The sequence below is a fragment of the Sphingopyxis sp. CR5 genome (assembly GCF_059693785.1).
The window spans coordinates 1-22,861 of the sequence record NZ_JCATIE010000020.1 but is presented as its reverse complement, the minus strand read 5'-3'; the positions used below and the strand labels follow the sequence as shown (position 1 = coordinate 22,861).

Sequence of the window (22,861 nt, the reverse complement as noted above, 5' to 3'; positions counted from 1 at the left end):
CTGCGTATGTTGGCCGGCTCTCAGTTGCTCAGCCGTGCCATGATCTTGGGCGTGATAGCATCGGCGGTCAGGCCGAAATGCTTGAATAGGTCTTCGATCGGGGCCGAAGCCCCGAAACTGTCGATGCCGAAACGCAGGCCGTCGCGGCCCGCATAGCGTTCCCAGCCAAAGGTCGTGCCCGCCTCGATCGACACGATCAGCGCGTCGCGCGGCAGGACATCGGCGCGATAGGCCTCGTCCTGTTCGTCGAACAACTCGGTCGACACCATCGAAACGACATCGGCGCCCTGCCCCGCGGCCTCCAGCCTCTCGGCGATCTCCATCGCAAGCGACACTTCGGATCCCGTTGCGACGAGCACGACGTTGCGCGCCGCGGACGCAGCGCGAAGCCTGTAACCACCTTTCAGGCAAAGATTTTCCGTGACGTCATGGCGCAAGGGCGGCAGGTTCTGACGGGTCAGCGCGAGCAGCGTCGGCCGATCTTCCTGTGCCAGCGCGATCGCCCAGCATTCGGCGGTTTCGACCGCGTCGGCAGGCCGCATCACGAGCAGGTTTGGCATCGCGCGCAGCGCCTGCAAATGCTCGATCGGCTGGTGCGTCGGCCCGTCCTCGCCCAGCCCGATGCTGTCATGGGTCATCACATAGACGACGCGCTGGCGCTGGAGCGCCGACAAGCGGATCGCGCCGCGGCAATAGTCGGAAAACACCAGGAAGGTGCCGCCATAGGGGATCACCCCGCCGTGCAGCGCCATGCCGTTCATCGCGGCCGCCATGCCGAACTCGCGGATGCCATAATAGAGATAGCGACCCGAATAATCGTCGCGCGTCAACGCTTTGGTCGACGATGTTTTGGTATTGTTGGACCCCGTCAGGTCGGCGCTGCCGCCCACGAGCGCCGCGATATCGGCGGTCAGCGCGGTCAAGGCATTTTCCGACGCCTTGCGCGTCGCGACCTTCGGCGGCTCGGCGACGAGGCCGTCGAGATAGGCCTTGAACGCCGCGCCCGGAGTCACATGACCGGCAATGCGCGCCTCGTAATCGTCCTTCTTTCCGCTCTTTGCGAGGCGATCTTTCCAGTCGGCGCGAAGTCCGTTGCCCTTCTCGCCAAAGGCTTTCCACGCTGCGGCGATATCGGCGGGGATGACGAAAGGTTCGGCGGTCCAGCCCAGCGTCTCGCGCGCCGCGGCGACCTCGTCGACGCCAAGCGCCGCGCCGTGCGTCGCGGATGTGCCCTGCTTGTTCGGGGCGCCGAAGCCGATGATCGTCCGGCACGCGACCAGCGACGGCCGATCGTCGGCGATCGCCGCGTCGAGCGCGCGGCGGATATCGGCCGGATCATGCCCGTCGCAGCTTTCGACATGCCAACCCGTGGCCGCATAGCGCGCCTTCACATCCTCGCTCGTCGACAGGTCCGTCGCGCCGTCGATCGTGATCTTGTTGTCGTCCCACAGCACGATCAGCCGCCCGAGCTTCAAATGCCCAGCCAAACCAATGGCTTCGTGGTTGATGCCTTCCATAAGGCACCCGTCGCCGGCCACGACATATGTGCGATGATCGACCAGATCGTCGCCATAGACCGCGTTCAGATGCCGCTCGGCAATCGCCATCCCGACCGCCGTCGCCAGCCCCTGCCCCAGCGGCCCGGTCGTCGTCTCGATCCCCGCGAGCTCGAAATTCTCCGGATGCCCGGCGCAGGGGCTGTTCAACTGGCGGAAATTGCGGATCTCGTCCATCGTCGGATGCGCATAGCCCGCGAGATGCAGCGTCGCATAGGCAAGCATCGAACCATGCCCCGCCGACAGCACGAATCGGTCGCGGTCGGGCCACGCCGGATCGGCCGGATCGAATTTCAGATAATCCGAATAGAGCACCGTCGCCACATCGGCCATGCCCATCGGCATCCCGGGATGGCCGCTGTTCGCGGCCTGTACGGCGTCCATCGCTAGCGCGCGGATGGCATTGGCGAGCTGGCGTTCGGGCAGTGTCATGGGTCCCCCGGAAATATGGCTGGGCTGGATGCGCGACAGCCCTTTGCGGTGCGACGGTCAGGAGTCAACCGCCCGCGGCAAGAAAAGGCGCAAAAAGGCGCATCGCTCGCTCGACAATTGCGCGGCTTCGGTGCCGCTGCTACGCCATGCTCCATGGAACTCGACCTCGACGAATCCAGCCTCGCCATCGGCCGCATCGAACGCGCGCTGAGCCGTATCGAGAAAAGCCTGTCCGATCGGACCAGTCGATCAACCCCGGCCGCGACCGTTCCGGACACGGACTCGACCGCCTTGAAGGCCGAGGTTGCAGCGGTGATCGGCGAACTCGACCGATTGATCGCGGAGGCGAAAAATGGCTGACGTCCATCTGAATGTGGCGGGGCGCCGATACGACGTGCATTGCGCCGACGGGCAGGAAGAACAACTGCACCAGCTTGCAAGCCTCGTCGACGAAAAGGCGCGCGGGATGTCTGGCAGTACCGAGGTACGCCAGCTGCTTTTCGCCGCTCTGATGCTTGCCGACGAGGCCAATGAAGCGCGCGGCAAGATCGAAAAGGCCATGCCCGAATCGGATTCGCTCCGGGCAGCGATAGCACTCGCGGAAAGCCGGGCGACCGCCGCACAGGATGAATTGCAGGCGATCCGGACGCGCGAGCAGGATGCGAAGAAGGAAGCCCGGGCCGCATCGGAACGCGAGGCGGCGGCGCTTGCGGAACTGGAAAAGCTGCGTCAGGGCGCGCCGGTTGCACCGCCAGCCCCCGGTGGCAGGCATGACCGCGCGCTCCTGCAAATCGCCGACCGGATCGAGGCGCTTGCGACGAGCATCGAGCAAATGCCTTGAGCGAAGGCCTGCGCGTCCCTAAATAGGGTGCGGCGGGTACTGCCCGGCACGAGCCGCTGCGAATATCCCTGAGGCGATACATCATCCAAGGGAGCTGTCCCTGCCCGGACCCTGGTCCGACGTATACGGCCCCCACCTGACGTTACTGGCGTCAGAGGATCTTCCGGCAAACGACCACGGCGGTCCCGCCAACCCGCCCCTGGCTTTCGACGATGGCCGAGAGAGACGATGAACGAACCGTCCACCGGCGTGGCCCGGCAGAAGCAGGAACTTCGCGAGCGCCTGCGCTTTCGTCGCAAGCATTTCGTTGCCAATCTCGACGGCATGGCGCGGCTCGCCGCCTTTCGTATCGTGCCGCAGCCGCTTGCCGAACGGCTTGCCGGACGCGATCCCGTGGCAACCTATGTCGCATGGGGCGACGAGCCTGATATACTGCCGATGCTCGCCGACTATCCGCTTGCCCTGCCCCATCATGCCGAACGCGACGAAACCATGGCGTTTCGCCGCTGGGTGGGAGGGGACCGGCTCGAAAGCGGCCCCTGGGGACCGAAGCAGCCGGAAGACGGCACCGCATCGATCGATCCCGCCCTGATTTTCTGCCCACTGGTCGGCTTCGACCGCAGCGGCGTGCGTCTGGGCCAAGGGGGTGGGCATTATGACCGTTATTTTGCGGCGCACCCTGAAATCCCGAGGATCGGCGTCGGCTGGTCGGTGCAGGAGGTCGATGCCATCCCGTCCGAACCGACCGATATCGGCCTTGATGCGATCCTGACCGAACAGGAATTCATCCTTTGTGGAGAGCGTTTGTGAGCAAGCCGTCAGCCAATCCAGAGCCGAGCTGGCGAAAACCCGCCGGTATCTTCCTGATCCTGGTATTGATCGCGGTCTGGGCGGCGATCATCGTCAGCCTGTCGCCGTGGGTCGGCGTCTGGCCGATTCCGGTGCAGGCGGTCTTTTACTTGGTCGCGGGGATCATCTGGATCATGCCGCTCAAGCCCCTTTTGCGGTGGATGGAACTCGGCCGCTGGCGCGGCTGAATGACCGCGCGCGTCATGTCGCGGTCATAAAGGCAGACGATATCGCTTGGGATCCCAGCGGCGCCTTCCTGCGCCGAATGGCAGGAAATGGCGCGAGTGACGGGGCTCGAACCCGCGACCTCCGGCGTGACAGGCCGGCGCTCTAACCAACTGAGCTACACCCGCTTGCGCTTGGGAGCCGCGCCAATATGGCCCCGGCCCCGACGTGTCAACCGTCGCTTTCACCCTCGGCGCGATTTAATCGGTCGCGCATCTCTTCAGCGGTGGTCAGCGTACCTCGTTCGAACAGGAAACCGGCCAGATCGGGGGTCCCTGTCGAATGCAGGATGGTCTGCAGGATCAGCAGCAACGGCACGGCGAGCAAGGCGCCCGGCGTACCCCAAACCCACCCCCAGAAACTCAGCGACACCAGAATCAGCAGCGGATTGATCGTCAGCCGGCGCCCGAGCACGAGCGGGGTGATCAGATTCGCCTCGATCGTGTGCACCCCGATGAAGATGAGTCCCGGCAAGAGCGCGAATCCGACCGCGTCGAAGGTCATCAGCCCACCAAGGCCGAGGAGGATCGCCGCGACGATCGGACCGAGATAGGGCACGAAATTGCAAATCGCGACGATCCCGCCCCACATGAAGGGCGACGGCATGCCCAGCACCCACAGCAACAGCGCAACGATCAGGCCCAGTATCGAATTGATCATCGTGATCGTCGCCAGATAATCGGCGGTCGCGTCGACGACATTCTGGATCACCCGGGCAGTCTGCATCGCGCCGTCGAAACTGCCGCGGCGGCGGATCGTCCCCTTGCGAAGGCGCGTCCAGCCCGCAAGGAAGAAGAAGACGACCAGGATCGCAAAGAAGAGCTGGATCGCGGCCGCGGGAGCCGACGAAATGAAATAGTCGAACACCGATGTCGGCGCGGTAGCGGCCATCGCTTGCGCCGTCGCCTCGGTTCCGCTGGCGACCGACGTCAGCGTACGGTCGACGAACCGCTGGAGCGTCGAATAAAAGTCGATGAGCGGTGCCAGATTGCTCTGGATCCGGGGAATCGATTCGGGCAGCCGCGCGAACCAGCCCGTTGCCGGAACGACGATAATCGCCAAGGCGGCGTTGATCAGCATTAGAAAGGCCGCGAGCGACAAGAAGGATGCGAGCGCCGATGGCACGCCGCGCCGTTCGAGCCATTCGAGCATCGGGACCAGCGCGATCGCGATCACGATTGCGGCGGTCAGCGGCAAGAAGAACTCGGCGCCCGCCTGAAGCGCAAAGGGCAATCCCAGGCAAAAGGCCGCGCCCAGGATGAGAGTTAGCGCGGCGAGAAGCCGGTCGCGCCGAAAATCGTCGATCTCGATCTGCTCGAGGGGATTGGCACGCGATGCGCGCACGTCGCGACGTCCCCTTCCCTCGCTCACCTTGCCAGTCTCCCGCATGATCCGACGTCTTACGCGAGCTTGTGCGTCCGCGCCAGTCGGTCCGCGCGCGATGCTACTCGCGATCTACCTGTCCGAATTCGGGTCAATACGGGCTTTGTGACCGAAGCTTTAACCAGAAATTTTCCTTTTTGCGCGATCAGCAAGGCCAACGGACCAGCCATTGGAGTCAAACACCATGATGAAAGCGCCTGTGGGGGGCGCGTTGCATCGCTATCGCATCCCTGCCATTTCCACACTCTCGTTGATCGCGGCGCTCGCGACACCTTTTGCGGCGCACGCCGCCGGCACTCGCGCTGGGTCGACCATCAGCAACACCGCGACCGCAAGTTTCGACACGGGCGCCGGCACGCAAACGATCGATTCGAACAAGGTCGACCTGCTTGTCGACGAGCTCATCGACGTTACGGTCGATTCGAGCGACCCTGGCGACGTCGCCACCACTCCGGGCGCGACGAGTCAGTTGCTGACCTATTCGGTAACAAATAACGGTAACGGCGAAGAAGCCTTTGCCCTCACGACCATCGCCAATGGCGGGGGCGACGATTATGATCCCGCCGTTACCCAGGTCTATATCGACAATGGCGACGGCAGCTTCGATGCCGGCACCGACACGCTCTACACGCCCGGTGCCAACGATCCGGTGCTGGACCCCGACGAAAGCGTGACCATTTTCGTTCTGTCGACGACGCCGGGAAGCGTCGGCGACGGCGACCGCGGTATCGTCAGCCTCGTCGCAACGTCGAAGACCGGCACCGGTGCGCCCGGTACCAGCTTCGCCGGACAGGGCGAGGGTGGTGGCGATGCCATTGTCGGAACCAGCGGCGGCGACGGGCAGGATTCGGGGGTCTACAAGGTCAGCGCAGCGACTGTCGCGCTCGTGAAATCGGCGGTCATAGCCGATCCGTTCGGCGGCAGCGAACCCGTACCGGGCGCGACGATCACCTATACGATCGTCGCGACCACGACCGGCAGCGGCTCGGTAACCGGCCTGACGGTCACCGACGCCGTTCCGGCCGATACCAGCTATGTCGCCAACTCGATCACGCTCGGCGGATCGGCGCTGACCGACGGCAGCGACGCCGACGCCGGCAGCTATGACGGCAGCAAGATCAGCGTCGCGCTGGGCAATGTCCCCGGCGGTCAGACGCGCACCGTGACCTTCAAGACCAAGATCGACTGATGGAGATGCGCATGCGTACCGCCCTCTTTCTGCTTGCCGCCTTGGCGGCGCCAGCCCAGGCCTTCGCCGCCAACCAGGTGGCGCTGGACAACAGCGTTTTCGTGGAGCGGATATCGACCGATGCCGCGGGCAAAGAGCGCGTTTTGCTCGAAGAACCGAAAGTTGTCGTCCCCGGGGACCGACTGGTGTTCGTGCTCAATTATCACAATTCGGGCAACCAGCCTGCCGACAAATTCGTGATCACGAACCCGCTTCCGTCGGCCGTGCGCTTTGCCGACGCCGGGGACGCGCAACCGATCGTATCGGTCGATGGCGGCCATGCGTGGGGCGCCCTCGCCGACCTTACGGTGCTGCAGCCCGATGGGACACGCCGCCCCGCGCAAGCGAGCGACGTTACGCACATCCGCTGGGCCTTTCAAAAGCCGATCCCCGTCGGCGGTTCGGGCAAGCTGATGTTCCGGGGAATCGTAAAATAACCTGATATTTCAAGCCGCTTACAGGTCGCCGGCGGTGGGGAACAGGCGATCGAACCAGTCCAGGAGTTCAGCCATGACCAAGCTGACAACCATGGGCGCCCTCGGTCTGGCGGTTGCATGCGGCACCGCCACGCCGGCCCTTGCGGCCGGTACGACTGCGGGCAGCTCGATTACGAATACCGCCACCGTCGACTTTCAGGTCGGTGGCGTCAGCCAGACGCAACAGAGTGCTTCCGATACCTTCGTCGTCGACCGCAAGATCGCGCTTGTCGTCGAAGAGGTCGGGACGGTGACGACCGACGTCGTTCCCGGCCAGACCAACGCGGTTACCACGTTTCAGGTGCGCAACGATTCGAACGAAACGCTCGATTTCCTGTTGGCCGCCACACAGATTGCGGGCGGTACCGCCGCCCATGGCGGAACCGACAGCTTCAATGCGAGCAACGTCCGCGTCTACCGCGACAACCCGTCGACCGGAACGGTCGGCAGCTATGACGCCGGCGATGCCCTGGTGACCTATATCGATGAACTCGCGGCGGATACGACCGCGCGCATCTTCGTCGTGGCCGATATTCCGGGCGGGCTCGCGAACAACGCCGTCGCGGGAGTGCAGCTCCGCGCCACCGCGCGCGAGGGCGGCACCGCCAGTACGCAAGGCGCGGCGATCACCCAGACCACGGGCGCCAATACCGCTGGCAAGGATACCGTCTTCGCTGACGCCGCCGGCGTCAACGACGGGGCTCGCGACGGCGCGCACAGCGCCGCCGACGACTATACCGTAAAGACGGCGACGCTGACCGTGACCAAGACGAGCCGCGTCATCAGCGACCCGCTCAACAACACGACGAATCCGAAACTGATCCCGGGCGCGACCGTCGAATATTGCATCGCAGTCGCCAACAGCGGCAGCGTTGCGGCGACCAGCGTGGCGATCAGCGACAGCGTTCCGACCCAGTTGACCTTCAATAGCGGAACGATCGTGCTGAACGGGACGGTGACGGGCTCGACGTGCAATGCCGACGGCGCTGCCGGCGGCAGCTACAGCGCACCCGTCGTGTCGGGCACAATCGCCTCCGTCGCTGCGGGCGACACCCGCACGCTCGTTTTCCGCGCCACCGTCAACTGATCGGATGCGACGGGGTGGCGGGTCCGGCCAGTGCCGGTCCCGCCGCTCGCTCGCGAACGGCGATGATCTTTTCAAAATCCCTTCGGTATGTGACCGCGGCGGTCGCGGCAGCCTTGCTGCCCGCGATCCCCGCGGCGCAAGCGCAGGTCATTTCCAATACCGCGTCCGCCAGGTGGACGCAGGGCAGCATCGCCAACGAAGCGCTTTCGAACCAGGTCGATGTCACCGTCGTGCCCGGTCCTGTCGCTCCGCCAGCTATCGCAACCTATCGCCTCGTCGGCAGTGGGGGCGACCGATCGGTGCCGCTGGTGCCGACACAGTGCGGCGCCGGCGCGGCGAGCATCTCGCGCGCGGCTCCTCCGGCGCTGGGCGGCGTCTATTCAGGCATCGCAACCGAACCTGCGGCCCTGCAAAGTACCGCCAGTTTCCACGCCGGCGAATTGCTCGTCGTCGGTGTGACCCTGGCGTCCGCCAATGGCGATCGGTCCCGGCGCGACACTCTTTCGGTCGTGCTTTCGCTCGCCAACGGCGATCGCGAAGAGATTATGCTGACCGAAACGGCCGCGGATAGCGGCGAGTTTGTCGGTTACATCGCCACGATCGGTGTGCCTCCGGCGATCGTTGCCGGCGATTGCCGCCTGTCGGTCACGACCGGTGCTCCGGTGAAGCTGCAGGTCGCTGCACAATCGGACACCAGTATCGCGACCGAGGCCGATATCGATTTTCTCGTCGATCCATTCGGGATCGTCTTCGATAGCGGCGACGGGTCGCCGGTCGCCGGCACGCGCATCACCCTTGTCGACGCCGCAACCGGTCAGCCCGCCCAAGTCTATGGCGATGACGGCGTCTCGAGCTATCCCGCCAGCGTCGTGACGGGTGAAAGCGTGACCGATTCGGGCGGCACAATGTATCGGTTTCCCGCTGGCGACTATCGCTTTCCATTCGTGGCTCCGGGCACCTATCGCCTCGTTATCGCGCCGCCCTCCCCCTTTTCGGCGCCATCGAAATCCACCGCATCGGACCTTGCCGATCTGCGGCGTCCCGATAACGGGGAACCCTTCGTCATTGCAGGCGCCAGCTATGGCGCGGCCTTCACGCTCGACAGTCCGGCGCCGGTGCGAGTCGATATTCCGGTCGATCAGCCCGGCACTCCGCTGCTGCTGCGAAAGACCACGTCGACCCAGACCGCGGTGCCCGGCGACGTGATCCAGTATCGGATCCAGGTGGCCAATCAGGACGCCCGCCGCAGCACGGGCGCGGTGACCGTCACCGATATACTGCCCGACGGCATGCGTCTGCGCGCCGATACCGTGCGCGCCGACGGCGTCCCGATAGACGCCGATATCGCGGGCAACGGACGCGAATTCAACGTCACGCTTCCCGCCCTCGCCCCCTCGGCATCGGTTCTGCTGACCTATCTGGCCGAAGTGAAAGTCTCTGCACAGCCCGGCAGCGCGCTCAACCGCGCGAGCGCCATCGACGGCCGCGGTACCGCAAGCAATGTCGCCGAAGCCGCGGTGGCGATCGAGCGCGACCAGCTCGGTGACCGCATGACCGTTGTCGGACGCATCACCGATGGGGGCTGCGCCGTCGATCCCGGCGACGCAAAGGGTATCGCCGGCGTGCGTGTCATGCTGCAGGATGGCAGCTACACCGTGACCGACGAGAACGGCCGCTATCATTTCGAAGGCGTCCGCCCTGGCACCCACGTCGTCCAGATCGACCCATCGACGCTGCCGCTCGACCGCGCACCCGCCGATTGCGCACGGTCGACTGCGAGCGCTGGAAGTGCGATTTCACGTTTCGTCGAGGGACGCGGTGGATCGCTGAAACGAGCCGATTTCCGCGCTGTGGCAAGCACACCGCGACAAGCCGCCAAAATCCACACGATCGAACGCGCGCCCGTTCGCAGCGATCCCGACGCCGCGGGCGCGGGACGCGACTGGTTTGCGGGACAGCAGCCCGGCATCGCCTGGCTTTTCCCCGACCCGGACCACAATCCCCGCGCCAAATCGGTCCGTGTCGTCATCAAGCATCTGCCCGGGCAAAAGGTCGATCTGGCGGTCAACGGCAAGCCGGTCGATACCCTCGCCTTCGACGGCACCCGCAAGTCGGCCGACGGCCGCATGGCGGTAAGCATCTGGCGCGGGATCGGCATCCGCGAAGGCGACAACCGCCTGACCGCCGATGTGAGGGACGACGCGGGCGCCCTTGTCGAACATCTCGAACGCAGCGTCCATTATTCGATCACCCCGATGCGCGCGACGCTGGTTCGCGATCGGTCGGTGCTGCTCGCCGACGGCGTGACCCGTCCGGTCATCGCCGTACGGTTGACCGACCGCGACGGCAAGCCGATCCGGCATGGACTGACCGGCGACTTCAGCGTCCCCGCGCCCTATTACCCGGCGGTCGAAGCCGACGCGCAGCAAGCACAGCAGCTCGCAGGCCTGGAAAAGGCGCGCCCGGTCTGGAAGGTCGAGGGCGATGACGGCATGGCGTACATCGAGCTCGAGCCGACAACGGCGTCGGGCACGATCAGCATCGATTTCAATTTCCGCGATGACAAGGTCGAACGCCAGCAGACGATCGAAACGTGGCTCGATCCGGGCGATCGCCCCTGGACCGTCGTCGGTTTCGCCGCCGGCACCGTCGGCTACAATACCCTCGACGACCGGATGGAGGATGTCGCCGAGAGTCTTGACGACCTGAACGCCGATGCACGGCTTGCGCTGTATGCAAAGGGCCGGATCCGCGGCAAATGGCTTATGACGCTGGCCTATGACAGCGACAAGGAAGCCGATGACGCGCGCTTCGGCGGCGTGATCGACCCGCGGGCCTATTACACCATCTATGCCGACCGGAACGAGACGCGCTATGACGCCGCGTCGGTCCGCAAACTCTATCTGCGGCTCGAGCGTCCGCAATTCTACGCGATGTTCGGCGATTTCGAGACCGGCATTTCCGAACCGCAGCTCGCCCGCTATCAGCGCGCGCTGAACGGCGGCAAGGCCGAATATCGCGGTCGCAACGTCGCCGCGACGGCGTTCGTTGCCGACACGCCGTATCGTTTTCGCCGCGACGAGATTCAGGGCAACGGACTGACCGGTCCCTACCAGCTCGGCGCACGCGATATCCTGCCCAACAGCGAACGGATCGTCATCGAGACGCGCGACAAGCTGCATAGCGAACAGATTGTCGATACGGTGACGCTTACCCGCCATATCGACTATGATATCGACTATTTCGCCGGCACGGTCCGCTTCGCCAGCCCGGTCCTCAGCCGCTCGTCGACCCTCGATCCGCAATTCATCGTCGCGGAATATGAAGTGAACGGCGTCGGCGAACGGGTGCTCAACGCCGGCGGACGCCTAAGCTATCGCAGCGGCGACGAGAAGCTGCGCGTCGGGGCAACGCTTATCCACGACGAGGATAGCGACGCCAAGACCAATCTCGGCGGCGTCGATGCCCGGTATCGGCCGGATATCGATACGGAGATTCGCGCCGAAATTGCGGTCAGCGGTGCTTCTGCCAAAGCCGGCAGCAGCGCCACCGACTCCGATGGCACCGCGAAAGCGTGGCTGGTCGAGGTCGAACATCACAGCAGCGCCGCCGATTTCCTCGCCTATTTGCGGGAGCGCGAAAGCGGCTTTGGATCGGGTCAGCTCAATGCGAGCGAAAATGGCACCCGCAAGTTCGGCCTCGATGGGCGGCTGCGGGTTGGTCGCGGACTGTCGCTGAGCGGCAGCGCGTGGCAGGAGGAATATCTCGATCTCGGTTCGCGCCGCCGCGCGGCCCAGGCGCTCGCGGAATATGACAATGGCACCACGGTGGGTCGCGTTGGCCTTACCCATGCGGACGACCTGCTGTCCGACGGCACACGCAACAGCTCGAACCTTGTCCAACTCGGTGCGACGCAGCGCCTGCTGGGCAAGCGGCTCGAACTCGACGCCCAGAGCGAGTTCGCCCTTGGCGGCGACGACGCCAGCGTCGATTTCCCGACCCGCCATCGCCTCGGCGCCCGCTTCGCGGTTACCCGCGACGTGAATCTGGTCGGCAGCTACGAAATTGCGGACGGCGACACCGTAAAGGCCCGCACCGCCCGCCTCGGCTTCGATCTCGCCCCCTGGGCGGGCGCGCGGTTGCTCGCCACCGCCAATCAACAGCAGATCAGCGAATATGGCCCGCGCAGCTTTGCCGCCTATGGTCTTTCGCAGTCGCTTCGGCTCGGCAAGCGCTGGTCGGTCGATCTGTCGGTAGATGGCAACCGTACGATCGGCGGCATCCGCGCAAAGGATGTGCTGAACGCTCAGCAACCGGTCGCATCGGGCGGCTTTCTTGGCCCCAATTCTACGCTCACGGAAGATTTCCTCGCACTCAGCGCCGGCGCCACCTATCGCGCCGATCGCTGGACTTTGACCGGACGCGCTGAATATCGCGACGGCGAGTTGGCCAATCGCTATGGGCTGACGCTCGGCGGCCTCCGCCAGCTTGGCGAGGGGCGTGCGCTCGGCGCGCTCTTCACATGGACGAAAGCCAGTGGCACCGGAACGACCCCGACCACCGAAGTCATACAGTTCGAGATGAGTTGGGCGCATCGCCCCGCCGATTCGCGGGTTTCCTGGCTCAATAAGAGCGAGTTCCGGTCGGACAAGGTGCGCGATGCCGTCGCCGGCCAGGCCGATGCGATCGGCAGCACGCTCACGATCGATGGCGATGCAACCAGCCGCCGCGTCCTCAACAGCTTCTCGCTCAACTGGACGCCCCTCGGCGATCGCTTCGGCGGCAACGACGGGCGGCAATGGTACGAACGCGCCGAATTCGCTTTCTTCTGGGGCACGCGCTACAATTTCGATCGCTTCGGCGAGGACGACGTCAAGGGATGGTCGAACCTCGTCGGCGGCGACATCCGATTCAATCTGGGCGAGCATGTCGGAATCGGCGCGTCAGGCACCGCGCGCATCGGCACTGGCGGCGACACGCTGGCCTGGGCCGGCGGGCCGACGCTGACGCTTGCGCCGATGAAGAATGCGAATGTCACGATCGGCTATAATTTTGCGGGCTTCCACGACCGCGATTTCGAAGACGCACGCTTCTCGCGATCGGGAGCCTATGTGACCTTCAAGCTGAAGTTCGACCAGACCAGCTTCGCAGGCCTGGGATTGTAAGCCAACCGCGAGCCGGATATTTCCCGGCCCCTCAATCGGCGAACAGCAGCACCGGCGTTTCGACCAGCTTCTTGAGCGCCTGGACAAAGCTTGCCGCGTCCCAGCCGTCGACGACGCGGTGGTCGCAGCTGATCGACAGGTTCATCAGCTTCGCGCGGCGGATATCGTCGCCGTCAAAGACAGGGCGCTCGACAATCTTGTTCGGGCCGATGATCGCGACCTCGGGACGATTGATCACCGGCGTCGTCGCGACACCGCCCAGCGGGCCGAGCGAGGTGACGGTCAGCGTGCCACCGGTAAGTTCCTCTACCTTCGCCTTGCCCGTGCGGGCGGCCTCGGCGAGCCGCGTGATCTCGGCCGCGAGCTGCCAGACATTCTTGTCCTGCGCGTCGCGGATCACCGGCACCATCAGCCCCGCGTCGGTCTGCGTCGCCATGCCGAGATGCACCGCGCCGTGGCGCGTCACCACGCCGCCCTCGTCGTCGTAGCGCGCGTTGATCATCGGGAAGGCGGGAATCGTGCGGCAGATTGCGACGATCAGGAAGGGCAGCATCGTCAATTTCGGGCGCTGACCGCGATTGGCGTTCAGATCGGCGCGCATCGCTTCGAGCGCGGTGACATCCATTTCCTCGACATAGGTGAAGTGCGGGATCGCGCGCTTCGACGCTGCCATATTCTCGGCGATCTTGCGCCGCATTCCGATAACCTTCACGGGTTCGTCGGCGCGCGCGCGCGGCGTGCCCGGCGCAAGATAGCCCTGCCCCGCGCTGTAGCGCAGATAGGCGTCGAGATCGGCGTGGCGGATGCGGTCGCCCTCGGCTTGAACCTGGGCCAGGTCGACGCCCAGATCCTTGGCGCGGGCGCGAACGGCGGGGGATGCGAGAACCGCACGGTCGGCCTCCGCCTTGGCGGGTGCAGGCGCCGGCTCGGGTGCCGGTGCCGACGCGGGCGCTGGCGCCGGAGTGGGAGCAGCCGCTTCCGCCTTCACGGGGGTCGCCTCTTCGGCGCCCGGCGTCTCGGCTTCGATCTCCTCTTCGGCGGCTTCCTCGGCCGGCGTCTCTTCCTCGGCCGCCTCTTCGTCGGTTTCGATCACCGCGAGCGTCGATCCGATCGAAATCAGGTCACCGACCTCGCCGGCGACCTCGACCACCACGCCCGATACGGGCGACTCCATCTCGACCGTCGCCTTGTCGGTCATCATGTCGGCAAGCTGCGCGTCTTCCTCGACGCGCTCGCCGACCTTGACATGCCAGGCGACGATCTCGGCCTCGGCGATACCTTCGCCGATGTCGGGCAGACGAAACGAATAGCGCGCCATGGCGATCAGTCCTTCATAATCTTTTCGAGCGCGGTCGCGATACGGACCGGCCCCGGGAAATAGGCCCATTCAAGGCTATGTGGATAAGGCGTGTCGAACCCCGTCACGCGTTCGACCGGTGCCTCGAGATGGTAGAAGCAGCGTTCCTGCACGAGGGCGGCAAGCTCGGCCCCGAAACCCGAAGTCCGGGTAGCCTCGTGGATGATCAGGCAGCGACCGGTCTTTTTCACCGAGGCCTCGAGGGCGTCGATATCCAGCGGCAGTAGCGTCCGAAGATCGAGGATTTCGGCGTCGATGCCCATCTCTTCGATCACCGTCTTCGCGACATGCACCATGGTGCCGTAAGCAAGCACGGTGACCGCCTCACCCTCGCGCACGGTCGCCGCCTTGCCCAGTTCGACGCGGTAATATCCCTCGGGCACCGCGCTGACCTCGTGCTTCGACCAGGGTTCGACCGGGCGGTCGTAATAGCCGCTGAACGGGCCGTTGTAGATGCGCTTGGGCTCAAGGAATACGACCGGATCATTATCCTCGATCGCCGCGATCAACAGGCCCTTGGCGTCGCGCGGGTTCGAGGGGATCACGGTCTTCACGCCGCAGATATGAGTCATGATGCTTTCGGGCGACTGGCTGTGCGTCTGCCCGCCGAAAATGCCACCGCCAAAAGGGGTGCGGACGGTCATCGGGCAAATAAAGTCGTTCGCCGAGCGATAGCGTAGCCGCGCCGCCTCGCTGACAAGCTGGTCCAGGCCGGGATAGATGTAATCGGCGAACTGGATTTCGGGTACCGGGCGCAGCCCATAGGCACCCATGCCGACAGCGACGCCGATGATGCCGCATTCGTTGATCGGCGTGTCGAAGACGCGGGTCTTGCCATGCTTCTTCTGCAGGCCGGCGGTGGCACGAAAGACGCCGCCGAAAAAGCCGACATCCTCCCCCATCACGACGACCTTGTCGTCACGGCCGAGCATGACGTCCATGGCGCTGTTGATCGCCTCGATCATGTTCATGGTCTTGGTCGAACCGGTATCGTGGGGGGTCATCATTCGGGCTTCCAGTCGGGGCCGAACTTCTTTTCCTGTTCGGCGAGCATCTGCGCGCATTGTTCCTGAAGGTGCCAGGGCATATCCTCGAAAACATCCTGGAACATCGTCTCGAACGGCTGGTGCATGCCGTGCCCCAATATGCCCAGCTTTTCCGATTGCTTCTGGCTCGTCTTGACCAATTCCTCGAGCTCCTTGCGGAGCGTTTCGTGGCGGTCGTCGTCCCATTCGCCGGCGGTTTCCAGATGATGCTTCAGCCGCGCGATCGGATCGCCGAACGGCCAGGCGCTTGCTTCCTGTGCCGCGCGATAGGCACTTGGATCGTCGGACGTACTATGTCCTTCGGTGCGATAGGTGAAATGCTCGATCAGGGTCGGGCCATTGTTGGTGCGCGCGCGATCGGCCGCCCACTGGGTGGCGGCATAGACCGCAAGCGGGTCGTTGCCATCGACGCGCAGCCCCGCAATGCCATAGCCTACGGCGCGCGCGGCAAAAGTCGTCCGCTCGCCGCCCGCGAAGCCCGAGAAGCTCGAAATCGCCCATTGATTGTTCACGACGTTGAAGATGACAGGGGCATTGTAGACGGTCGCGAATGTCAGCGCCGAATGAAAATCGCCTTCGGCCGATGAACCTTCGCCGCACCACACCGTTGCGATGCGGCTGTCGCCTTTCGACGCCGACGCCATCGCCCAGCCTACCGCCTGCGGATATTGTGTCGCCAGATTGCCCGACACGCTGAAAAAACCATGCTCGGGCGCCGAATACATGATCGGCAGCTGCCGTCCGAGCAGATGGTCGTCGCGGTTCGAATATATCTGGTTCATCATCTGGATCAGCGGATAGTCGCGCGTGATCAGAATGCCCTGCTGGCGATAGCTGGGGAACACCATGTCGCCGCGGTCGATCGCCATCGTCGAGGCAACCGACGTCGCCTCTTCGCCCGTGCACTTCATGTAAAAGCTGGTCTTGCCCTGGCGCTGCGCCCGGAACATCCGATCGTCGAACGCCCGCGTCAGCATCATGTGGCGCAACATCTGGCGCAGCCGGTCGGGCGACAGATTAGGGTTCCACGGCCCCTTCGCCTCGCCGTCGAAATCGAGAACGCGGACGAGGCCATAGCAAAGCTCGCGCATCTCGTCCGGTTTGGACGCTTCGCCCGGACGCGGTGTGCCATCGACAGGCGGAACCACGATGTCGCTGAAGTCCGGGGTATCGCCGGGCCGGTATCTCGGCTCGGGAATATGGAGCGACAGCGACGGCAGGTTGCTCGCCGCTGGCAGGGGCGTTTCCGGCATATCTTCGTCCCTTCGAGGCGCGAATCGCCGCGCCGTTATATTTCAAATCGGCGACATATTATTGCTTCCCGCATACCAATGCAATGGCCGCCGCTCACACCGCGACGGGCGCGGAAATATGCGCCTGTGGCGCGTAATCCTCGACGGCGAAATCCTCGAAGCGATAGTCGAAGATGGTCGCCGGGCGGCGCGCGATCCGCAGTTTCGGCGCGCCGCCCGGCACGCGCCGCATCTGCTCTTCGACAAGATCGGCGTGATTGAGATAAAGGTGCACGTCGCCCCCGGTCCAGATCAGTTCGCGCGCGGTCAGGTCGCATTGCTGCGCGATCATGCGGGTCAGCAGCGCCGCCTCGAACACGTTGAATGCGAAGCCGAGCCCCAGGTCGCACGACCGCTGGAACAGCAGGCACGACAGGCCACCATCGCTGCGGACGTGGAATTGATAGGTCATGTGACACGGCGGCAGCGCCATGCGATCGAGGTCGGCGACGTTCCAGCCGGTAAAGATATGGCGACGCGACCCCGGGTTGCTGCGCAGCGAGTCGATCAGCGCCGCGATCTGGTTGTGCCCATCAGCGGCGCGGCGGAAGAGCCCCTCGCCCGCCGGCTCGTAGCGCGGCCAGTTCACCCATTGATGGCCATAGACCGGCCCGAGATCGCCCCAGGCCCGCGCGAAATCTTCGTCTGCCAGGATCCGCGCCTCGAACCGCTCGGCGTCGATATCGTCGCCCGTCTCGCGGCGATAGCGATCGAGCGGCCAGTCGGTCCAGATCCGGACGCCTTGGGCAACCAGCGGACGGATATTGGTATCGCCGGTCAGGAACCACAACATTTCGCGTAGCGCGGTCTTCCAATAGACGCGTTTGGTCGTCAGCAACGGGATCGCATCGTCCTTCAACGAAAAGCGCATCGTTTCGCCGAACAGCGACCGGGTACCGACGCCCGTCCGGTCGATCCGTTCGTCGCCCTCGACCCAGATGCGCCGCATCAGGTCGAGATATTGCAGTTCATAATGGATGGTTTCGACCAAGATTCGCTCCTGTGGCAATCCGTCATTGCTAGGCCCGCGCCAGCCATGCGGCAAGCACTGCGGCGCCAGGTCCATTCCGGTCCAGTCGAGACTTGGCCGGATTAACCGGCCGGCGCACAGCGTGCACTGTGAATCGGTCGGCCCGCCTCGACGCGACAGCGCCCACACCCGAAGACGGCTTTTCTCCCCATGACACGGAGGACGAGGTCGCAGCCCTGCTGCTGCGCCCCCTGTTTCCCCTCGATCGGGAGATGGTTCTGCTCGCGGCATTCGATGCCCATGAACGGCTCGTCGCCCTGACCCCGGTCGACGGACAAAAGGCGGATCGTTGCGCGATTGCCCCGCGACATTGGCGCGCAACGCTCCGCGTCGGAACACGCCACTTGTTGATGGCCCACAACCATCCCTCGGGCGACGCCAGCCCCAGCGGGGCCGACATCGAATGGACGCGGGAAGCTGCGGCTTTCCTGCGGTTTCTGGGCGTCGACCTGGTCGATCATCTGATTTTCACCGACGCTGGCCACTTCAGCTTCCGGCGCGCGGGGCTGCTTTAGCGATGGATGTGCCGATTGCAGCTTGAAGTTCGCCGAATCCGCGTCTAGAGGACCGCCCTGCCTTGGCGCCGCTTCGTCGGCGCCGGATCGGTCGGGGAGTAGCTCAGCCTGGTAGAGCACTGTCTTCGGGAGGCAGGGGCCGGAGGTTCGAATCCTCTCTCCCCGACCATTTTATCGCTCAAACGACGGATTTCCGCCTTTTAGCATGATCATCCTATGGTGCCGTTCACATGACCGGTACACACAAGGGTGATACATGTGGGAAGGTCAGAACATTTGTCCCGCATTCCTTATGTTCACCGTCGCGCCGGCCGATATGTTTTCCGCCGTCGAATTCATTTCCGAAAAATTATCTCCAAACTCGTAACGATCGCGTTGCAAACGGCAGACCCCAAGCTCGCACGCGAGCGTGCGGCCATTCTGTCTGCTCGCTTTGTGAATGTGAAATCGAGCGTGGGAAAAATGATGGAGTGCGAAGTTGCCCTGTCCGGGGACGAGATAGAAACCCTATTTCGACAAGAATTGGAAAGCGAACTCGGCGCCCACGTCCAGCGAGCCTTTGAGAATGGCGAATGGTCCTCCTCGGCGCTTGAGCTCGCCGCAAACGATCGTGAAATGTACCGCATCCTGAGACTGCCCGATCGGTTTACTGACGGGTTGGTCGACGTCGCCGAGGATATGATATCCGATGCGTCTATCAAGCAGAGGTTGGCGGCAATCGGCGCTTCCGTGCATTCAGGGAATATCGCAGCGGCGCGGACACACCTCATTCGTGCTCGCGCGGCAGCCTGCTCTCGCGTCCAACGGCTATTCGACGATGACATATTGGACTCGGTCGATCCAGTACGGGCGCTGATGGCAGACCTGAGATCGCCGCCCGAGACGGCTTCCAGGCTTCGTCAGGCGAATCAAGTCAACTCGGTCGAACCAATGACCGCCAGTCAAGCGGCAGTGAGCCAGCTCTCGATCTATGACGACCGGCGATTCGGGGACGTCATCGACGACGTGATCGCCGAGCTCAAAGCCGAGGGTGTATGGAAACGCGACCCTGGCCAACAGCGGCGTATAATGTGGACTTTCGCATGGATCACGGGAAATCGCGAGCTCGGCTCCTATGACCACCGAGACGTTCCGGCCTTCAAGAACGGTCTTATGCGCCTTCCCACAAACTTCAAGTTCGGGACTCCATCACGGGGCGCAATGGCGCGGCCATTCAACGAAGTCGTATCGGAGACTCCCCCGCTCGAACCCCATCAGCGTCGAAACATGAAAACAGTCAACCGCGATCTCAGCACCATGAGCACGGTCGCCAAGCATTTGGAACAAGCCGCATGGAAGCCGAAAATACCGGGTGCGAAAGTGATGGACTTCAGCGGCGCGACTGTCGCGATCAAGGAAAATGATAGTACGAACCTGCGGCCACCTTGGACGACCTCCCATTTGGAATGCCTGTTCAAATCGCCAATCTATACCGGTGGAGGCGCCTAGAAACGACGCCTCAAGGAGGGAGAGCCGTACCCAAACGTGTACCACGACGCGGCATATTTTGCTCCTCTCCTCTGGTATTACACCCACGCCTGCCGCGAGGAAATCTGCGGATTAGAGGTGATGGACATGTCGATCGACCATGCGGTTCCCCATTTTGAGATTCGCGACAACCTTACACGAGGACGCAATGGTGAAATGGCTGGCGAAAAACGTATAGCCCGGCTGCGAATTTTGCCAATTCATCCCGAAATCACCCGATTGGGCTTCCTAGACTACGTTGAGGCTATCCGCGCCGAAGGACATGTAGCCCTATTTCCGGAGCTATATCTATTCAAAGCCAAGCGCGGCGGCGCACAATTCTACGACCGGTCATGGCGCTTTATGGTGGAGTGGATCGCCGACAGGATCCCGCTTCCCACGAACGGGAAAGGCAAGATTCCGGATATACACTCGATCAGGTCGCTCGGTTCGTCATTCTACGAGGTCGATGGGGTCAACGAGATTTTGCGCGCAGACATAATGGGACACGCGCGCCAAGGAACCAACGCCAAGGATTATTCGAAGCGGATACAGACGGAAGGCATCGCGGTGGTGCTTGCCGAGCGGCTAGAGTTTCTATCACGTTACGTACCCGTCCTCACCTCGCATCTTGATGTCGCGCCGATCCGATTGCTACCGATCGAACAACGGTCGCGTGTCGGTTCTGGCCGGCACCGTCAAATCCGAAGCGACGCCGGAACGAGCCCGGCTCATCGATGACAACACGTCGCTCAACCGATTCCATGGCTTCCCTTGCCCGGCAAGTTGTAGCCCGGAGGTAATTCGTCGGTCGCTAGGTCTGGCATCAGGAAATTCGTGAGTTCGGTCGCGCGCGAGAAAGTCTTCTGGATTGAGGGGGCTCGCTCTGATGCCGGAATTTCGCGCCAAGCCTCGAGGAAAACGAACGCTCGGTCTAACGTTCTACGCCAAGCTCCTCGCTCATTTTCGAATTCGGCAAGGGTCGAAGTCGCGATCATCGCGACGAAGCGCCCGTAGCTCGCTCCCTGCTGAATATGGGATTCGTCTTTCACATTCGCCTCCTTTCGCGTCCGCGGGATTTCGGATTGACCGCCGCTGCGTGGCCGGTCACCCATTCAAAATCGCGCGAGCATTGCATTGGTTTCGCATATACCCTAGCAGGGTATGGTATGAGCCATCTTACTTCCAATGCCGATCTCGTCACGCGCGTCCGCCGCATCGCCGGACAGGTGACCGCGATCGAGAAGGCGCTCGATGCCGGTGCGCCTTGCGCCACCGTCCTTCACCGTATCGCCGCGGTCCGCGGCGCCGTGAACGGCTTGCTCGACGAGGTGATCGCTGACCATCTCGAGGCGCATGTAGCGGCCCCCGGCCTGTCGGACGCCGAGCGCGCCGAGGGCACCGCGGATTTGCTGGCGGTCATCCGACGCTACTCGAAGTAGGATTTTCCCATGCCACATTCGCACACTGCGCCGACGCCGGCGCACAGCCATGACTTCCTCGGCGCGTCGCACGACGAAAATGCGCGTCGTACCCTGTGGGTGGTGTTGCTCACCGCCGCGATGATGGTCGGCGAAATCGCCGCAGGCTTCATCACCGGATCAATGGCGCTGCTCGCCGACGGTTTTCACATGGCGACGCACGCGGGCGCGCTGGGTCTCGCTGCGCTCGCCTATCGCTACGCCAAGAAACATCGTGCCGACCGGCGTTTCAGTTTCGGCACGGGCAAGGTCGGCGACCTCACCGGTTTCGCCTCGGCGCTGATCCTCGGCATCTTCGCGCTCGGCATCGCTTTTGAATCGACATTGCGGCTGATCGATCCCGTCACGGTCGATTTCGGCAACGCAGCACTCGTCGCAGTGCTCGGCCTCATCGTCAATATCGTCAGCGCGTTCCTGCTCATGGGCGGTTACGGTCACGATCATAATCATGGCCATCATCATCACAGCGAACCTGACGACGCGGGCGGCCACAGCCATCATGATCATCACCACCATGGGCATGACAACAACCTGCGCTCGGCCTATTTCCACGTCCTCGCCGACGCGCTGACGTCGGTGCTCGCGATCGCCGCATTGCTCGCGGGACGCTATCTTGGCTTTGCCTGGATGGATCCGGTTATGGGAATTGTCGGCGCGATCGTCATCGGGCGCTGGTCATGGTCGCTCATGCGCGATACCGCGGCCGTGCTCCTCGATACCACCGACCAATATGCAGAAGCGACGCTTCGCAAACGTATCGAAGCGTTGGGAGGCGTGAAGGTCACCGATTTGCACGTCTGGCGTGTGGGACCGAACGCGTGCGCTGCGATCGTCGAAGTCGAGGATAAGGAACAAGCCGTGGCGCTCGATCGGCGGCTCCTGGACATAGCCGGCATCGCGCATCTCACCATCGGCCTGGCACGCCACGCTGCGCCTGTTACGAGCACAAGCCATCCGACATCGGTCGATGCGGGGCGGGCGACGGTTATCGATCCCGTTAGCGTCCCAAATCCTGAAGCGTATGTAATATCATTACAGTATTACGCTACAATATTTCGATTTATTTCGCCTCGCTTCTTTGCAAGCCACCAGCCCGCTGCTATGCGCGCCCGATATGCGGCACCTGGTCATCTTCATGGCGAGCCTTTTCTTCCTCATCGGCACGGTGACGGAAGAACGCGCGCATGCCTTCGAGGCGCCCGTCGCCGGGATGGACCCGGCGCTCCTCGCTTTCGAGGCCGTTTCTCCGGCGCAAGCGCAGATATCTGCTAGGCTTCGTGGACAAAGGGTATCCAGAGTTTAACTGAGGCGAGCGCGACGAAGCCGAGGTAGGATTCCTTGGTTTTGTCGTAGCGGGTGGCGACCCTGCGCCAATTCTTGAGTTTGTTGAAC

At 63.5% G+C, this 22,861-nt stretch carries 19 protein-coding genes, 2 tRNA genes and 2 pseudogenes; 14 read left to right on the top strand and 9 right to left on the bottom strand.

All coding sequences use genetic code 11. The features are described 5' to 3' along the window. Nucleotides 1–20: 20 nt before the first annotated feature. On the bottom strand, nt 21–1,988 hold the full coding sequence (gene tkt / locus AC58D2_RS20310) for a transketolase (protein WP_497392842.1): 1,968 nt from the start codon (nt 1,986–1,988) through the stop codon (nt 21–23). 153 nt (nt 1,989–2,141) lie between these two features. Between tkt and AC58D2_RS20305 the strand changes: the two genes are divergently transcribed. From AC58D2_RS20305 to AC58D2_RS20290, 4 genes are all read left to right on the top strand, one after another. Continuing rightward, entirely contained in the window at nt 2,142–2,348 is a 207-nt protein-coding gene (locus tag AC58D2_RS20305) for a hypothetical protein (RefSeq protein WP_497392841.1), read from the top strand. Then, the gene (locus AC58D2_RS20300) at nt 2,341–2,829 is read left to right on the top strand and encodes a cell division protein ZapA (protein ID WP_497392840.1); all 489 of its coding nucleotides are present in this window, start codon (nt 2,341–2,343) and stop codon (nt 2,827–2,829) included. Before AC58D2_RS20305 ends, AC58D2_RS20300 begins: the two co-directional genes overlap by 8 nt. A gap of 228 nt (nt 2,830–3,057) precedes the next feature. Continuing rightward, nucleotides 3,058–3,639: a 5-formyltetrahydrofolate cyclo-ligase gene (locus AC58D2_RS20295; protein ID WP_497392839.1), complete on the top strand. Its 582-nt coding sequence runs from the start codon at nt 3,058–3,060 to the stop codon at nt 3,637–3,639. Further along, on the top strand, nt 3,636–3,866 hold the full coding sequence (locus AC58D2_RS20290) for a DUF2842 domain-containing protein (RefSeq protein WP_497392838.1): 231 nt from the start codon (nt 3,636–3,638) through the stop codon (nt 3,864–3,866). The genes AC58D2_RS20295 and AC58D2_RS20290 overlap by 4 nt, the downstream gene beginning before the upstream one ends. Nucleotides 3,867–3,954: 88 nt before the next feature. On the opposite strand, the gene AC58D2_RS20285 is transcribed toward AC58D2_RS20290, so the two are convergent. Together AC58D2_RS20285 and AC58D2_RS20280 are read right to left on the bottom strand one after the other, a co-directional pair. After that, a tRNA-Asp gene (locus AC58D2_RS20285) sits at nt 3,955–4,031 on the bottom strand. A gap of 43 nt (nt 4,032–4,074) precedes the next feature. Further along, on the bottom strand, nt 4,075–5,295 hold the full coding sequence (locus tag AC58D2_RS20280) for an AI-2E family transporter (RefSeq protein WP_497392870.1): 1,221 nt from the start codon (nt 5,293–5,295) through the stop codon (nt 4,075–4,077). Nucleotides 5,296–5,470: 175 nt separating this feature from the next. Between AC58D2_RS20280 and AC58D2_RS20275 the strand changes: the two genes are divergently transcribed. The 4 genes from AC58D2_RS20275 to AC58D2_RS20260 all read left to right on the top strand — a co-directional run bounded on the left by AC58D2_RS20275 (nt 5,471) and on the right by AC58D2_RS20260 (nt 13,242). Beyond that, nucleotides 5,471–6,475 carry a hypothetical protein gene (locus AC58D2_RS20275; RefSeq protein WP_497392837.1) on the top strand — a complete coding sequence of 335 codons (1,005 nt, stop codon included), beginning with the start codon at nt 5,471–5,473 and terminating at the stop codon, nt 6,473–6,475. Between the two features lie 11 nt (nt 6,476–6,486). Then, on the top strand, nt 6,487–6,951 hold the full coding sequence (locus tag AC58D2_RS20270) for a hypothetical protein (RefSeq protein WP_497392836.1): 465 nt from the start codon (nt 6,487–6,489) through the stop codon (nt 6,949–6,951). A gap of 73 nt (nt 6,952–7,024) precedes the next feature. Beyond that, nucleotides 7,025–8,077 carry a hypothetical protein gene (locus AC58D2_RS20265; protein WP_497392835.1) on the top strand — a complete coding sequence of 351 codons (1,053 nt, stop codon included), beginning with the start codon at nt 7,025–7,027 and terminating at the stop codon, nt 8,075–8,077. Between the two features lie 89 nt (nt 8,078–8,166). Next, the gene (locus AC58D2_RS20260) at nt 8,167–13,242 is read left to right on the top strand and encodes a hypothetical protein (RefSeq protein ID WP_497392834.1); all 5,076 of its coding nucleotides are present in this window, start codon (nt 8,167–8,169) and stop codon (nt 13,240–13,242) included. 31 nt (nt 13,243–13,273) lie between these two features. Here AC58D2_RS20260 and AC58D2_RS20255 read toward each other — a convergent pair whose 3' ends face one another. The 4 genes from AC58D2_RS20255 to thyA all read right to left on the bottom strand — a co-directional run bounded on the left by AC58D2_RS20255 (nt 13,274) and on the right by thyA (nt 17,928). After that, nucleotides 13,274–14,560 (bottom strand): dihydrolipoamide acetyltransferase family protein, encoded by a 1,287-nt coding sequence (locus AC58D2_RS20255; protein WP_497392833.1) that lies wholly within the window; start codon nt 14,558–14,560, stop codon nt 13,274–13,276. A gap of 5 nt (nt 14,561–14,565) precedes the next feature. After that, nucleotides 14,566–15,570, bottom strand: a complete 1,005-nt coding sequence (locus AC58D2_RS20250) for an alpha-ketoacid dehydrogenase subunit beta (RefSeq protein ID WP_497392869.1) — start codon at nt 15,568–15,570, stop codon at nt 14,566–14,568. A gap of 32 nt (nt 15,571–15,602) precedes the next feature. Further along, nucleotides 15,603–16,898 carry a thiamine pyrophosphate-dependent enzyme gene (locus tag AC58D2_RS20245; protein ID WP_497392832.1) on the bottom strand — a complete coding sequence of 432 codons (1,296 nt, stop codon included), beginning with the start codon at nt 16,896–16,898 and terminating at the stop codon, nt 15,603–15,605. A gap of 94 nt (nt 16,899–16,992) precedes the next feature. Continuing rightward, a complete protein-coding gene (thyA, locus tag AC58D2_RS20240; RefSeq protein WP_497392830.1) occupies nt 16,993–17,928 on the bottom strand; it encodes a thymidylate synthase in 936 nt (311 codons plus the stop codon). 128 nt (nt 17,929–18,056) lie between these two features. Between thyA and AC58D2_RS20235 the strand changes: the two genes are divergently transcribed. From AC58D2_RS20235 to AC58D2_RS20220, 4 genes are all read left to right on the top strand, one after another. After that, nucleotides 18,057–18,482 carry a JAB domain-containing protein gene (locus tag AC58D2_RS20235; RefSeq protein ID WP_497392829.1) on the top strand — a complete coding sequence of 142 codons (426 nt, stop codon included), beginning with the start codon at nt 18,057–18,059 and terminating at the stop codon, nt 18,480–18,482. Between the two features lie 92 nt (nt 18,483–18,574). Then, nucleotides 18,575–18,651: transfer RNA gene (locus AC58D2_RS20230), tRNA-Pro, on the top strand. A 107-nt stretch (nt 18,652–18,758) separates the two neighbouring features. After that, the gene (locus AC58D2_RS20225) at nt 18,759–19,970 is read left to right on the top strand and encodes a hypothetical protein (protein ID WP_494227980.1); all 1,212 of its coding nucleotides are present in this window, start codon (nt 18,759–18,761) and stop codon (nt 19,968–19,970) included. 36 nt (nt 19,971–20,006) lie between these two features. Next, a complete protein-coding gene (locus AC58D2_RS20220) occupies nt 20,007–20,729 on the top strand; it encodes a site-specific integrase (RefSeq protein WP_494227979.1) in 723 nt (240 codons plus the stop codon). Nucleotides 20,730–20,740: 11 nt separating this feature from the next. Here AC58D2_RS20220 and AC58D2_RS20215 read toward each other — a convergent pair whose 3' ends face one another. Then, nucleotides 20,741–21,040 (bottom strand): hypothetical protein, encoded by a 300-nt coding sequence (locus AC58D2_RS20215; RefSeq protein ID WP_494227978.1) that lies wholly within the window; start codon nt 21,038–21,040, stop codon nt 20,741–20,743. 117 nt (nt 21,041–21,157) lie between these two features. Between AC58D2_RS20215 and AC58D2_RS20210 the strand changes: the two genes are divergently transcribed. Then, entirely contained in the window at nt 21,158–21,430 is a 273-nt protein-coding gene (locus AC58D2_RS20210) for a metal-sensing transcriptional repressor (RefSeq protein ID WP_494227977.1), read from the top strand. Nucleotides 21,431–21,439: 9 nt separating this feature from the next. Further along, a pseudogene (dmeF, locus tag AC58D2_RS20205) lies at nt 21,440–22,381 on the top strand (CDF family Co(II)/Ni(II) efflux transporter DmeF); the annotation flags it as partial. A 356-nt stretch (nt 22,382–22,737) separates the two neighbouring features. Here the strand turns inward: dmeF and AC58D2_RS20200 are convergent. Further along, nucleotides 22,738–22,861 (bottom strand): annotated as a pseudogene (locus AC58D2_RS20200) (IS5 family transposase); the annotation flags it as partial.